The organism is Enterobacter sp. E12 (assembly GCF_014596715.2).
Classification (GTDB): Bacteria; Pseudomonadota; Gammaproteobacteria; order Enterobacterales; family Enterobacteriaceae; genus Enterobacter; species Enterobacter bugandensis.
On record NZ_CP115601.1, the window covers coordinates 3,449,936 to 3,462,564 of the forward strand.

The window sequence follows — 12,629 nt, forward strand, 5'->3', positions numbered from 1 at the left end:
CAAGTAAGGTAGGGTTATGATTTCAGGCATTTTAGCATCCCCGGGTATCGCTTTCGGCAAAGCACTGCTGCTGAAAGAAGACGAGATCGTCATCGACCGGAAAAAAATTTCTGCCGACAAGGTTGATCAGGAAGTTGAACGTTTTCTGAGCGGTCGTGCCAAGGCATCTGCGCAACTGGAAGCGATCAAAACTAAAGCTGGCGAAACTTTCGGTGAAGAAAAAGAAGCCATCTTCGAAGGGCATATCATGCTGCTCGAAGATGAGGAGCTGGAGCAGGAAATCATAGCCCTGATTAAAGATAAAGGCATGACGGCCGACGCGGCTGCGCATGAAGTTATCGAAGGTCAGGCAACTGCCCTGGAAGAGCTGGATGATGAATACCTGAAAGAGCGTGCGGCTGACGTACGTGACATCGGTAAGCGCCTGCTGCGCAACATCCTGGGCCTGGCCATTATCGACCTGAGCGCGATTCAGGATGAAGTGATCCTGGTTGCCGCTGACCTCACCCCGTCTGAAACCGCACAGCTGAACCTGAAAAAGGTTCTCGGTTTCATCACCGACGCGGGCGGCCGTACCTCCCACACCTCAATCATGGCGCGTTCTCTGGAACTGCCTGCGATCGTGGGCACCGGTAGCGTCACCTCTCAGGTGAAAAACGGCGACTATCTGATTCTGGATGCCGTAAACAATCTGGTTTACGTCAACCCAACTAACGAAGAGATCGAAAAACTGCGCGCGGTTCAGGAGCAGGTTGCGACTGAAAAAGCGGAACTCGCTAAGCTGAAAGACCTGCCAGCCATCACCCTGGACGGCCATCAGGTAGAAGTGTGCGCAAACATCGGTACCGTACGCGACGTTGATGGCGCTGAGCGCAACGGTGCGGAAGGTGTTGGTCTCTATCGTACAGAATTCCTGTTCATGGACCGCGACGCGCTGCCAACGGAAGAAGAGCAGTTTGCTGCGTATAAAGCCGTCGCAGAAGCGTGTGGCTCACAGGCGGTTATCGTCCGTACCATGGACATCGGTGGCGACAAAGAGCTGCCGTACATGAACTTCCCGAAAGAAGAGAACCCGTTCCTGGGCTGGCGTGCCGTGCGTATCGCGATGGATCGTAAGGAGATCCTGCGTGACCAGGTTCGCGCTATCCTGCGTGCCTCCGCTTTCGGTAAGCTGCGCATCATGTTCCCGATGATCATCTCTGTTGAAGAAGTGCGTGCACTGAAGAAAGAGATCGAAATCTACAAACAGGAACTGCGCGACGAAGGTAAAGCATTTGACGAGTCAATTGAGATCGGCGTGATGGTGGAAACACCAGCAGCGGCGACCATTGCGCGTCATTTAGCCAAAGAAGTTGATTTCTTTAGTATCGGCACCAATGATTTAACGCAGTACACCCTGGCAGTTGACCGTGGTAATGATATGATTTCACATCTCTACCAGCCAATGTCACCGTCCGTACTGAACTTGATCAAGCAAGTTATTGATGCTTCTCATGCAGAAGGTAAATGGACTGGCATGTGTGGTGAGCTTGCAGGCGACGAACGTGCTACACTTCTGTTGCTGGGTATGGGTCTGGACGAATTCTCTATGAGCGCCATTTCCATCCCGCGCATTAAGAAGATTATCCGTAACACGAACTTCGAAGATGCGAAGGTGTTAGCAGAGCAGGCTCTTGCTCAACCGACAACGGACGAGTTAATGACGCTGGTTAACAAGTTCATTGAAGAAAAAACAATCTGCTAATCCACGAGATGCGGCCCAAATTACTGCTTAGGAGAAGATCATGGGTTTGTTCGATAAACTGAAATCTCTGGTTTCTGATGATAAGAAAGACTCCGGAACTATTGAGATTGTTGCTCCGCTCTCCGGCGAGATCGTCAACATCGAAGACGTGCCGGATGTAGTGTTTGCTGAGAAAATCGTTGGTGATGGCATTGCTATCAAACCAACTGGCAACAAAATGGTTGCTCCAGTTGACGGCACCATCGGTAAAATTTTTGAAACCAACCATGCGTTCTCTATCGAATCTGATAGCGGTATCGAACTGTTCGTTCACTTCGGTATCGACACCGTTGAACTGAAAGGCGAAGGCTTCAAGCGTATCGCGGAAGAAGGCCAGCGTGTTAAAGTTGGCGACCCGGTGATTGAATTCGATCTGCCACTGCTGGAAGAAAAAGCCAAGTCTACCCTGACGCCGGTTGTTATCTCCAACATGGACGAAATCAAAGAACTGATCAAACTGTCTGGCAGCGTCACCGTGGGCGAAACCCCGGTTATCCGCATCAAGAAGTAATTCTTGCCGCACAGAAAAATGGCGCCTTCGGGCGCCATTTTTGTTTATACAGGGAGGATAAGCTCGTCGTAGCCTTTCGACTGGGTATAAAGCATCACGTCAGTCACCCGATCGCCGGCCATGCGAATGGCATCAGCAACGGTTTTCCCCTCAACAATTCCGCTCACCAGTTCTGAACAGAACAGATCCCCCGTCCCTTTCAGATCGGTTTCTACGCGCGGATGCGCGCTGACGGTCACGCCCTCACGCGTCACCAGCACCACGTGGATGTTTTGCGGGTCATCGGCGACCGGCGCGCTGGTGATCGCCACCCATTTCAGAGTGTCAGAAAGCAACCCCTGCGCGGCGGCAATAGCGCTTTCCGGCGTCCGGCACGGCTTACCGCTCAATACTTCCAGCTCATAGACGTTTGGCGTAATCCCCTGCGCCAGCGGCAGCAGGTGTTCCCGGTAGGCTTCCGGGATATCCAGCTTGACGTACATTCCGCTGTCTATATCGCCGATAACCGGGTCGACCAGCACCAGCAGGTCAGGATGCTGCGCTTTGACCGCCCTCAGCCACTGCGCCAGCAGCGCGATCTGGCTGGCGCTGCCCATATAGCCGGTAGTGACCGCTTTAAGCTCGCGCAGGATCTCGCGCTCTTCCAGCGCCTTCAGGTAGCCGCTGAACCACTCGTCGGGGATCACCCCGCCGTAGAAGGTGTCGTAGTGCGGCGTGTTGCTAAACAGCACCGTCGGCACGGCGGTCACGTTCAGCCTGTGGGTACGAATATTTGGCACCGCAATGCTGTTCCCCACGCTGCCGTAAACCACCTGCGACTGCACCGCGACAATGTCGGTTTGCTGCGCCCGGGTGTTATCCCGGAATAGAATCATCTCCATGACGCTTAAATCCCCGCCCCCTGCGAATAACTCTCTTCACCAAAGACGCCGGTAGACAAATAGCGATCGCCGCGATCGCAGATAATCGCCACCACGACCGCACCGGGGTTTGCCTGCGCCACGCGCAACGCCCCCGCTACCGCGCCCCCCGAGCTGACCCCGCAGAAGATGCCTTCACGCACGGCCAGTTCACGCATGGTATTCTCCGCCTCGCGCTGATGAATATCCAGCACCCGATCCACCAGCTGCGCATTAAAAATGCCTGGCATATACTCCGCAGGCCAGCGGCGAATGCCCGGAATGCTGCTCCCCTCTTCCGGCTGCAGACCAACAATGGTGACCGGTTTCTCCTGCTCGCGCAAAAAACGCGACACGCCGGTTATAGTGCCGGTGGTGCCCATGCTGGAGACAAAATGGGTGATGCGCCCGCCGGTTTGCTGCCAGATTTCCGGCCCGGTGGTGGTGTAGTGCGCGTACGGGTTGTCCGGGTTATTGAACTGATCGAGCAGTTTACCTTCGCCGCGCTGGGCCATTGCTAACGCTAAGTCTCGCGCCCCTTCCATCCCCTGCTCTTTAGTTACCAGAATCAGCTCGGCCCCATAGGCGCGCATCGCGGCGCGGCGCTCCTGGCTCATGTTGTCCGGCATCAGCAGCTTCATGCGGTAGCCTTTCAGCGCCGCAATCATTGCCAGCGCGATACCGGTGTTGCCGCTGGTGGCTTCAATCAGCACATCGCCTGGCTTAATTTCACCGCGTTTCTCGGCCTGGACAATCATCGACAGCGCCGCGCGATCTTTCACCGACCCTGCCGGGTTGTTGCCTTCGAGTTTGACCCAGATTTCGCTGCCGTTGGCACATCCCATGCGCTGAAGCTTGACCAGAGGGGTGTTGCCGATGGTGTGTTCGAGTGTATTCACGATTTTTACTCAATAAAAAGCCCGGTAAGCATCACGCCACCGGGCGAAAAACATACTCAATAACCTATCAGGCTGACTCCGCCAGAGCAATATCCTCGCGCGTCTCAATCCGCTCCTTACCGTGATAGATGCGCGCATGCTGCAGCCCGACAAACAGGCGCTCTCCCCGGTGCGGCGGGACGTCGTCGCGCATGACCACGGTCAGCGGCTCGGTATACCAGCCCAGCGGCTGTACCACCAATTGGGTGTAGTGTCCTTTAGGGCTAGCTTCCAGCACCTGCACCGGCAGCGGGGAATCCAGGCTGGTGCGGCGGCTGACGTCCACTTCCCACGGGCGCAGGAACAGATCGACCGGCCCTTGATGTGCGGAGGTGTAGCCCAGCGGCCAGCGGTGCGCGCCCACGTGGAACTGACCGCCGCGAATGGTGCCCTGCAGGCGGTTCACCTCGCCCATAAACTCCAGCACGAAGCGGGTCGCCGGCTCGCGCCAGAGCTGTTCCGGCTCGTCAACCTGCTCGATGTTGCCCTGGCTCATGACCACCACGCGGTCCGCGACTTCCATCGCCTCTTCCTGATCGTGGGTCACGAAGACGCTGGTGAATTTCAGCTCTTCATGCAGCTGGCGCAGCCAGCGACGCAGCTCTTTGCGCACCTGCGCATCCAGCGCGCCGAAGGGTTCATCCAGCAGCAGTATTTGCGGCTCAACGGCCAGCGCGCGCGCCAGCGCCACGCGCTGCTTCTGCCCACCGGAAAGCTGGGCCGGGAAGCGGTCCGCCAGATGCGCCAGCTGCACCATCTCCAGCAGTTTGATTACTTTCGCCTTAATGGTTGCTGCATCCGGGCGTTCACGACGTGGCAGCACCGTCAGGCCAAAGGCGATATTGTCGAACACGGTCATGTGGCGGAACAGCGCGTAATGCTGGAACACAAAGCCTACCTTACGGTCGCGGGCATGCAGACGGCTCACATCGGTACCGTGAAAGCGGATATGTCCGCTGGTCTGATGCTCAAGCCCGGCGATAATACGCAGCAGTGTAGTTTTACCGGAACCAGACGGCCCCAGCAGCGCGACCATTTGTCCGGAAGGGATATCCAGCGAGATATCATTCAGCACCTGCGTGCGACCAAAAGACTTCTTAATATTGGCAATCTCAATGCTCATGATTTCCCTCCTGATGCTGACGTTTTTCCTGATTCTCTAAACGCCACTGCACCACACTTTTCAAAAACAGCGTCAAAATCGCCATCAGCGTCAGCAACGCTGCGGCAGTAAAGGAACCGACGGTGTTGTAGTCCTGTTCCAGTAATTCAATCTGTAACGGCAGCGACAGGGTTTCGCCGCGGATCGAGCCGGACACCACCGACACCGCACCAAACTCACCAATCGCACGGGCGTTGGTCAGCACCACGCCGTAAAGCAGCGCCCAGCGGATGTTCGGCAGCGTCACGCGGCGGAACATCTGCCAGCCGGATGCGCCAAGCAGAACGGCCGCTTCGTCTTCATTGCTGCCCTGGCTTAACATCACCGGCACCAGCTCACGCACCACGAACGGGCAGGTCACGAAGATGGTCACCAGCACCATGCCCGGCCAGGCGAACATGATCTGCAGGTTATGTTCATCCAGCCAGCCACCCAGCGGGCCGTTGGAGCCGTAAAAGAGCAGGTAAACCAGACCGGCAACAACAGGCGACACGGCAAACGGAATATCCAGCAGGGTCAGTAGCAGCTGACGTCCCGGGAAGTTAAAGCGCGTCACCAGCCAGGCCAGCAGCGTACCGAAGACCAGGTTCACCGGCACGGTGATCAGGGCAATCAGCACCGTCAGCCAGATGGCGTGTAGCATGTCCGGGTTCGCCAGGTTCTCCAGCGCGGGCATCAGCCCCTTGCTGAACGCCTGGACGAAGATATAAATCGTCGGCACGACGAGAATGAGGGCGGAAACCAGCACGCCCACGCCAATCAGAAACCATTTACCCCAGTTGATGCGGGGCGCATCGTATCGCTTCAATTGCGTAACTTCCGCCATCAGTGACCTACCACACGTCGACCAAAGCGACTTTGCAGAGTGTTAATCGAGTACAACAGCAGCAGCGAGGCCGCGAGGATCACCGAAGCAATCGCGCTTGCCGCCGGATAATCAAACTCCTGCAGGCGGATGAAAATCATCAGCGAGGTGACTTCCGTTTTCCAGGCGATGTTCCCGGCGATAAATATCACCGCGCCGAACTCACCCAGGCTGCGGGTAAACGACAGCGCGACGCCCGCCATCAGCGCCGGAGAGAGCTCTGGCAGAACCACTTTGCGGAAGCTCTGCCAGCGCGTGGCGCCCAGCGTTTCCGCCGCTTCTTCGTATTCCGGACCCAGCTCTTCCAGTACCGGCTGCACGGTACGCACCACAAACGGGATGCTGGTAAAGGCCATCGCCACCGCGATCCCGAGCCAGGTATAGGTGACCTTGATGTCAAATTTCGCCAGCCACTCGCCGTACAGCCCGTTCACGGAGAAGAGCGACGCGAGGGTTAAGCCCGCAACCGCCGTCGGCAGCGCAAACGGCAGATCCATCAGGGCATCAAGCAGCGTACGGCCCGGGAAGCGATAGCGGGTTAAGATCCACGCCATCAGCAGGCCAAACACGCCGTTAAAAATGGAGGCAACAAACGCCGACAGCAGCGTCACCTTATAGGCCGCCACCACCTGCGGGTTGGTGACCACGTCCCAGTACTGCGCCCAGCTCATCTGAGCAAGCTGCATCACCAGCGCGCTGAGCGGCAACAGCAGGATCAGGCAGACGAACAGCAGGCTGGTCCCGAGGCTTAAGGTAAAGCCCGGCAGCACGCGTTTTGTCGAGACTGCAAACATTACTTACGCCCCGCCGCCAGCAGTTTGTCTAACTCACCGCCGCTGGCAAAGTGCGTTTTCATCACCTCAGGCCATGAGCCGAAATGATCTTCCACGCGGAACAGCGCGGTCTGCGGGAATTTATCTTTCAGCTTGTTCATCACGTCCGGATTGTTCACGCGGTAGTAGTAGTCGGTAATGATGGTCTGCGCCTGCGGGCTGTACAGGTAATTGAGATAGGCTTTTGCCGCTTTCTCGGTGCCGTTCGCCTGCACGTTTTTATCCACCCACGCCACCGGGAACTCGGCCAGGATGTTGGTTTTCGGAATAACCACCTCGAAGCCCTGCGCTTCGTACTGCTTGCGAATGTTGTTCACTTCGGATTCGAAGCTGATCAGCACGTCGCCCAGACCACGCTCGGCGAAGGTCGTGGTCGCGCCGCGGCCGCCGGTATCAAACACTTCGACGTTTTTCAGGAACTGGGTCATGAACTGCTCGGTCTTCGCTTTATCCTTACCGTCAGCCTTGTCCGCCGCGCCCCACGCGGCTAAATAGGTGTAGCGCGCGTTACCTGAAGTTTTTGGGTTCGGGAAAATCAGCTTCACGTCGGAACGCACCAGGTCGCTCCAGTCGTGGATGTTCTTCGGGTTGCCCTTACGCACCAGGAAGCCCATGGTGGAGTAGAACGGCGAGCTATTGTTCGGCAAGCGGCTCTGCCAGTCAGCCGGGATCAGCTTGCCCTTGTCGTGCAGGATCTGCACGTCAGTCACCTGGTTGTAGGTCACGACGTCTGCTTTCAGCCCCTGCAAAATCGCCAGCGCCTGCTTGGATGAACCGGCGTGGGACTGCTTGATGGTCAGCTTATCGCCATTGTTTTCTTTCGCCCACTGCTGCTCGAACGGTGGGTTAAGGGCGGCAAACAGCTCGCGGGAGACATCATACGAGCTGTTCAGCAGCTCGGTCGCCTGCGCCTGGGCCACCAGCAGTAAACCTGCCAGCGCCAGAGTTCCTTTTTTCAGTACAGTAACGGCCATTGCGCACCCTTATAAATGTGATGACTATCTTATAGTCATAATATTTATAACGGGGATGAAAGGAGTAACGGTTTTATATACCGTTTGGTGATTTACAAGCAGAAAAGGGAATAAGGGTGCGGGGAAAATTGCCGGGTGGCGCTAACGCTTACCCGGCCTACGTATGGGGAGCGTTTTACAGCGCCAGCAGGCGCTCAACGGACGGCGCAAAATAGTAGCCGCCGGTTACCGGGCGGGTGAAGCGCAGCATGGCGTCGCGCTTGCCGTCAGTGTCACCGAACATGCTCAGCAGCTGTTGCTCAATATTGTGCAGCCGCGCGCAGTAGGCGCAGAAGTAGAGGCCGTGCGTGCCGCTTGCCGTGCCGTACGGCAGGCTCTGACGAACAATTTTGAGCCCCTTACCGTCTTCCTTAAGGTCAACGCGGGACAGGTGCGAGGTCACCGGGCGCGCATCGCCGTCGATCTCTTCGTTGGCTTCTTTGGTGCGGCCAATCATCATCTCCTGGTCGTGCACGCTCATGCGGTTAAGCTGCTTGAGGTTGTGCTCCCAGCGCTGGACGAACACGTAGCTGCCGCCCGCGTCCACGCCGTCTTTGATGACCGCCACGTCGCGACGAACCTCTTCACCCGCCGGGTTTTCGGTTCCATCAACGAAGCCACTCAGATCGCGCTCTTCCACCCAGCGGAAGCCGTGAACCTCTTCCTGCACGTCGATGCTGTCACCAAACGCTTCAACCGCCGCCTGAGCAACGGAGAAGTTCACGTCGTGGCGCAGAGAGAGGATGTGGATCAGCACGTCGTATTGGGTGGCTGGCGCCAGGCCTTTGCCGTATGGGATAAAGTCCTTCAGCTCTTCCGCGCCTTCGCCGCCGCTCAGCTGACGCCAGACGTTATTGCCGAAAGCGACAACGGCACCCAGATGGGCGTCCGGGAATTTGGCCTGGAAGGTGGCCAGTTTATCAACGAAAACTTTGCTGGCCGCGCGCAGGGCATCCACGTCCCCTCTAACATTGGCTTCAATCCAAATCGCCGCGCGGCAATGTTCTGGCAAAATGCCACTCTGAACCTGAGACATCGCTCCTCCTGAAATAAAGATGCCACGTCAGCGTGGCATTGATGGCGGCTATTATACCCGGATTTCAGCGAGGCGGTTTGTTCAGGCGCAAATTACTGCTTCCAGAGTATTTTGCTCACTTTCCAGCTCTTCAGCGTGTCGTCAGAGGGCATCAATCCTTCCGGACCGCTCCAGGTTCCGGTGAAGACATAGCTGATGTGCTGGCTGCCTTCCGCCTTACATTCCACCGCCACGCCATCGTCTGAAGGGGCGCTGTTGCAGTTGCCAAAGGCCTGTTTATAAAGATCGCTAAATGGAGTGCCCACCTTTACGCCGCTGGCGGTCGGAATATCTTCGTCCATCACGGCAATGCGGTTCACCGTCCCTTTATCACCGTTAATCACCAGCGCCAGCTTGTCGCCCTTTAGCGCTTCAAAGTAACGCACAATGTTGCCATTCTCGGTTTTCATCCCGCTACGCAGGCGATAGTCACTGCTGAGAGCATCCTGGATAGCGTCCTGATCGAGCGCCGTTGACGCGGTAATTTTTCCCACGCCCTGCTCGGTCACTTCGGTGGAAGAGCCAAACCAGTTCCACGGATACGCGGCGGACCAGTTAATGGAGGAGAGCGTCGAACAGCCGGTTAACGCCAGCGGGAGAGCGCATAAAAGTAAACGCAGCGATTTCATTGAAACGTCCTTTCTAATTAAATCAACGCTTGTTGGAGTGCGGCATCGGCAAAAAGTGCCGCGCTAATCTGACTCTTGCGTAAAACAGGCGCGTAAGCGGGGATTCGTCAGCAGCCACATCAGCGCCACAATATCCGCCACCACCAGCGCGATGCCTATACCGGAAAGCGGTTCACCCAGCCACCAGAGCACGGGTTGCCAGAACAGCAGCGCAATCTGGGCGAGGATCAGCAGCCAGCGAAGCGCACGCCACAGACGCGGGATTACATGCCGTCGACCGCTGCACAAAAAAGCCACCACCGCCGGTACGCCCGGCAGTAAGCCGAGCCAGAAGGCATCGTGGTCGGGATAAAAGAGATTCAGCAGCGTATCGCCCTGCCCGCGCGACGCACCGGCCATCACAAACAGTACCCAGGTACGGGCCTGGAGGAGCAAAACGCACCAGAATAAAAACGGCAGCCTGACGCGGCCCTGCGCGTCATAGTCAGCCGGGTGGATCTCAGTACTCTTCATCTTCGATCAGGCGCTTACCCAGCGTCAGCACGTCGGCGTGCTCGTAGCCCAGACGCTCATACATGCCCAGCACCACGTCGTTATCTTCCCGCACCATGATCTGGATTTTCGGGCAGCCGCGGGCGATGAGTTTCTTTTCCAGACGATTGAGCAGCGCGTTGGCGATGCCGCGCGCCCGGTATTCCGGGTGAACGCCCAGATAATAGGCCGAACCGCGGTGGCCGTCGTAGCCGCCCATTACCGTCCCAACCACCTCGCCGTTCACTTCCGCGACCAGAAACAGGCTAACGTCGTGATTCACCTTACGTTCGATATCCATTTCCGGATCGTTCCACGGACGCAGCAGATCGCAGCGCTCCCAAAGGGTGATCACCTCTTCGAAATCTTCCTGGCGAAAAACGCGTATCTCCATGGTATTAACCGCCTTTTCGGGTTTAAAAACAGTGATTATGGCGTGAACGGGGCGTTTAGCCAATAACCGGGGAAAATCTCGCCAAAATTTGGCATAATGTCACTTTGTCACGTATTGAAATGAAAAGTAAAACAATTCTCAATAAGGACTGTCGTAACGGGAAACACGATACGATATAACACCAGGACCCCATTTTTCAGTATTCAGGCCGCATGAGCACATTCAAACCATTAAAAGCACTCACATCGCGTCGTCAGGTTCTCAAAGCGGGGCTGGCGGCCTTAACGTTAACGGGCATCGCTAAGCAGGCTCAGGCAAAAGACGAGAGCACGCTCAAAACCAGTAACGGACACAGCAAACCGAAAACAAAAAAGCCGGGCGCAAAGCGTCTGGTGATGCTCGATCCGGGCCACGGCGGTATTGATACCGGCGCCATCGGCAGAAACGGGTCGAAAGAAAAACACGTCGTGCTGGCAATTGCAAAAAATGTGCGATCGATTTTACGCAGCAACGGCATTGACGCCCGCCTGACGCGCACGGGCGACACGTTCATTCCGCTGTACGACCGCGTGGAAATTGCCCACAAGCACGGCGCCGACCTGTTTATGTCGATCCACGCGGATGGCTTCACAAACCCTTCCGCCGCGGGCGCGTCGGTGTTTGCCCTCTCCAACCGCGGTGCCAGTAGCGCCATGGCGAAATACCTTTCCGATCGCGAAAACCGGGCGGATGAAGTAGCCGGGAAGAAAGCCACGGATAAAGATCATCTGTTGCAGCAGGTGCTGTTCGATCTCGTGCAAACGGACACCATCAAAAACAGCCTGACGCTCGGCTCGCATATCCTCAAGCGGATTAAGCCGGTGCACCGTCTGCACAGTAAAAGCACCGAACAGGCGGCGTTTGTGGTGCTGAAGTCACCGTCCATCCCGTCCGTGCTGGTGGAAACGTCCTTTATTACCAATCCGGAAGAAGAGCGCCTGCTCGGCACCACGGCGTTTCGCCAGAAGATCGCCAACGCCATCGCCTCCGGCATTATCAGTTACTTCAACTGGTTCGATAACCAGAAAGCGCACTCCAGGAAACGCTGATGAAACCCAATGCACAGCTGGTCAAAACGTTCCTGCTGCAGCTGCAGGATGAGATTTGCCAGAAACTGGCCGCCGCAGACGGCGGTGAATTCCAGGAAGATAGCTGGCAGCGCGAAGCGGGCGGCGGCGGGCGCAGCCGCGTGCTGCGTAACGGCGGCATCTTCGAACAGGCGGGCGTGAATTTTTCCCACGTTCACGGCGACGCCATGCCCGCGTCCGCTACCGCGCACCGCCCTGAGCTGGCGGGCCGCAGCTTCGAAGCGATGGGCGTCTCGCTGGTGATCCACCCGCATAACCCGTTTGTTCCGACCAGCCACGCCAACGTGCGCTTTTTCATCGCGGAGAAGCCAGGAGCCGATCCGGTCTGGTGGTTTGGCGGCGGTTTCGACATGACGCCCTACTACGGCTTCGAAGAGGATGCCGTGCACTGGCACACCACCGCGCGGAACCTTTGCCTGCCGTTTGGCGAAGACGTTTACCCGAAATATAAAAAGTGGTGCGACGACTACTTTTACCTGAAGCACCGCGACGAGCAGCGCGGCATCGGCGGGCTGTTCTTTGACGATCTCAACACGCCGGATTTTGATACGGCATTTAGCTTTATGCGCGCGGTGGGCGAAGGGTTCACCGACGCGTACCTGCCGATTGTCGAACGCCGTAAAAACACCGACTACGGCGTGCGCGAGCGTGAGTTCCAGCTTTATCGTCGCGGGCGGTATGTGGAGTTCAACCTGGTGTGGGATCGCGGGACGCTGTTCGGCCTGCAGACCGGCGGACGCACGGAGTCGATTCTGATGTCTATGCCGCCGCTGGTGCGCTGGGAGTACAGCTACGAACCAAAAGAAGGCAGCCCGGAGGCTGCCTTGAGTGAGTTCCTTAAAGTACGCGACTGGATTTAACTGCCGGAT

At 57.0% G+C, this 12,629-nt stretch carries 14 protein-coding genes; 4 read left to right on the plus strand and 10 right to left on the minus strand.

What is annotated here, in order from left to right:
* Positions 1–16 precede the first annotated feature (16 nt).
* Positions 17–1,744: a phosphoenolpyruvate-protein phosphotransferase PtsI gene (gene ptsI, locus IB212_RS16520; RefSeq protein ID WP_008501604.1), complete on the plus strand. Its 1,728-nt coding sequence runs from the start codon at positions 17–19 to the stop codon at positions 1,742–1,744.
* 40 nt (positions 1,745–1,784) lie between these two features.
* Positions 1,785–2,294 carry a PTS glucose transporter subunit IIA gene (gene crr, locus IB212_RS16525; protein WP_003861316.1) on the plus strand — a complete coding sequence of 170 codons (510 nt, stop codon included), beginning with the start codon at positions 1,785–1,787 and terminating at the stop codon, positions 2,292–2,294.
* Between the two features lie 44 nt (positions 2,295–2,338).
* On the opposite strand, the gene pdxK is transcribed toward crr, so the two are convergent.
* From pdxK to IB212_RS16575, 10 genes are all read right to left on the minus strand, one after another.
* The gene (gene pdxK, locus IB212_RS16530) at positions 2,339–3,175 is read right to left on the minus strand and encodes a pyridoxine/pyridoxal/pyridoxamine kinase (RefSeq protein ID WP_041908805.1); all 837 of its coding nucleotides are present in this window, start codon (positions 3,173–3,175) and stop codon (positions 2,339–2,341) included.
* 5 nt (positions 3,176–3,180) lie between these two features.
* Entirely contained in the window at positions 3,181–4,092 is a 912-nt protein-coding gene (cysM, locus tag IB212_RS16535) for a cysteine synthase CysM (protein WP_041908803.1), read from the minus strand.
* A gap of 67 nt (positions 4,093–4,159) precedes the next feature.
* A complete protein-coding gene (gene cysA, locus IB212_RS16540; RefSeq protein ID WP_041908801.1) occupies positions 4,160–5,254 on the minus strand; it encodes a sulfate/thiosulfate ABC transporter ATP-binding protein CysA in 1,095 nt (364 codons plus the stop codon).
* Entirely contained in the window at positions 5,244–6,119 is an 876-nt protein-coding gene (gene cysW, locus IB212_RS16545; RefSeq protein WP_028014000.1) for a sulfate/thiosulfate ABC transporter permease CysW, read from the minus strand. The genes cysA and cysW overlap by 11 nt, the downstream gene beginning before the upstream one ends.
* On the minus strand, positions 6,119–6,952 hold the full coding sequence (gene cysT, locus IB212_RS16550; protein WP_004123378.1) for a sulfate/thiosulfate ABC transporter permease CysT: 834 nt from the start codon (positions 6,950–6,952) through the stop codon (positions 6,119–6,121). Before cysT ends, cysW begins: the two co-directional genes overlap by 1 nt.
* Positions 6,952–7,965, minus strand: coding sequence for a sulfate ABC transporter substrate-binding protein (locus tag IB212_RS16555; RefSeq protein WP_041908798.1), 1,014 nt, complete (start codon positions 7,963–7,965; stop codon positions 6,952–6,954). The genes cysT and IB212_RS16555 overlap by 1 nt, the downstream gene beginning before the upstream one ends.
* 175 nt (positions 7,966–8,140) lie before the next feature.
* Positions 8,141–9,040 (minus strand): Dyp-type peroxidase, encoded by a 900-nt coding sequence (locus IB212_RS16560; RefSeq protein ID WP_041908796.1) that lies wholly within the window; start codon positions 9,038–9,040, stop codon positions 8,141–8,143.
* Between the two features lie 92 nt (positions 9,041–9,132).
* Positions 9,133–9,708: an RpoE-regulated lipoprotein gene (locus IB212_RS16565; RefSeq protein ID WP_041908794.1), complete on the minus strand. Its 576-nt coding sequence runs from the start codon at positions 9,706–9,708 to the stop codon at positions 9,133–9,135.
* 63 nt (positions 9,709–9,771) lie between these two features.
* A complete protein-coding gene (locus tag IB212_RS16570) occupies positions 9,772–10,221 on the minus strand; it encodes a DUF2919 domain-containing protein (protein ID WP_041908792.1) in 450 nt (149 codons plus the stop codon).
* Entirely contained in the window at positions 10,208–10,633 is a 426-nt protein-coding gene (locus tag IB212_RS16575; protein ID WP_003861292.1) for a GNAT family acetyltransferase, read from the minus strand. The genes IB212_RS16570 and IB212_RS16575 overlap by 14 nt, the downstream gene beginning before the upstream one ends.
* Positions 10,634–10,845: 212 nt before the next feature.
* On the opposite strand from IB212_RS16575, the gene amiA reads away from it, so the two are divergent.
* Positions 10,846–11,721 carry an N-acetylmuramoyl-L-alanine amidase AmiA gene (amiA, locus tag IB212_RS16580; protein ID WP_028014006.1) on the plus strand — a complete coding sequence of 292 codons (876 nt, stop codon included), beginning with the start codon at positions 10,846–10,848 and terminating at the stop codon, positions 11,719–11,721.
* Positions 11,721–12,620 carry an oxygen-dependent coproporphyrinogen oxidase gene (hemF, locus tag IB212_RS16585; RefSeq protein ID WP_041908789.1) on the plus strand — a complete coding sequence of 300 codons (900 nt, stop codon included), beginning with the start codon at positions 11,721–11,723 and terminating at the stop codon, positions 12,618–12,620. The genes amiA and hemF overlap by 1 nt, the downstream gene beginning before the upstream one ends.
* The last annotated feature ends 9 nt before the right edge of the window (positions 12,621–12,629 follow it).

Bases quoted from the DNA above. Each gene is read 5' to 3' on its own strand.
- ptsI (WP_008501604.1), top strand. From the start codon at position 17: ATGATTTCAGGCATTTTAGCATCCCCGGGTATCGCTTTCGGCAAAGCA.
- crr (WP_003861316.1), top strand. From the start codon at position 1,785: ATGGGTTTGTTCGATAAACTGAAATCTCTGGTTTCTGATGATAAGAAA.
- pdxK (WP_041908805.1), bottom strand. From the start codon at position 3,175: ATGGAGATGATTCTATTCCGGGATAACACCCGGGCGCAGCAAACCGAC.
- cysA (WP_041908801.1), bottom strand. From the start codon at position 5,254: ATGAGCATTGAGATTGCCAATATTAAGAAGTCTTTTGGTCGCACGCAG.
- cysW (WP_028014000.1), bottom strand. From the start codon at position 6,119: ATGGCGGAAGTTACGCAATTGAAGCGATACGATGCGCCCCGCATCAAC.
- cysT (WP_004123378.1), bottom strand. From the start codon at position 6,952: ATGTTTGCAGTCTCGACAAAACGCGTGCTGCCGGGCTTTACCTTAAGC.
- IB212_RS16555 (WP_041908798.1), bottom strand. From the start codon at position 7,965: ATGGCCGTTACTGTACTGAAAAAAGGAACTCTGGCGCTGGCAGGTTTA.
- IB212_RS16560 (WP_041908796.1), bottom strand. From the start codon at position 9,040: ATGTCTCAGGTTCAGAGTGGCATTTTGCCAGAACATTGCCGCGCGGCG.
- IB212_RS16565 (WP_041908794.1), bottom strand. From the start codon at position 9,708: ATGAAATCGCTGCGTTTACTTTTATGCGCTCTCCCGCTGGCGTTAACC.
- IB212_RS16570 (WP_041908792.1), bottom strand. From the start codon at position 10,221: ATGAAGAGTACTGAGATCCACCCGGCTGACTATGACGCGCAGGGCCGC.
- IB212_RS16575 (WP_003861292.1), bottom strand. From the start codon at position 10,633: ATGGAGATACGCGTTTTTCGCCAGGAAGATTTCGAAGAGGTGATCACC.
- amiA (WP_028014006.1), top strand. From the start codon at position 10,846: ATGAGCACATTCAAACCATTAAAAGCACTCACATCGCGTCGTCAGGTT.
- hemF (WP_041908789.1), top strand. From the start codon at position 11,721: ATGAAACCCAATGCACAGCTGGTCAAAACGTTCCTGCTGCAGCTGCAG.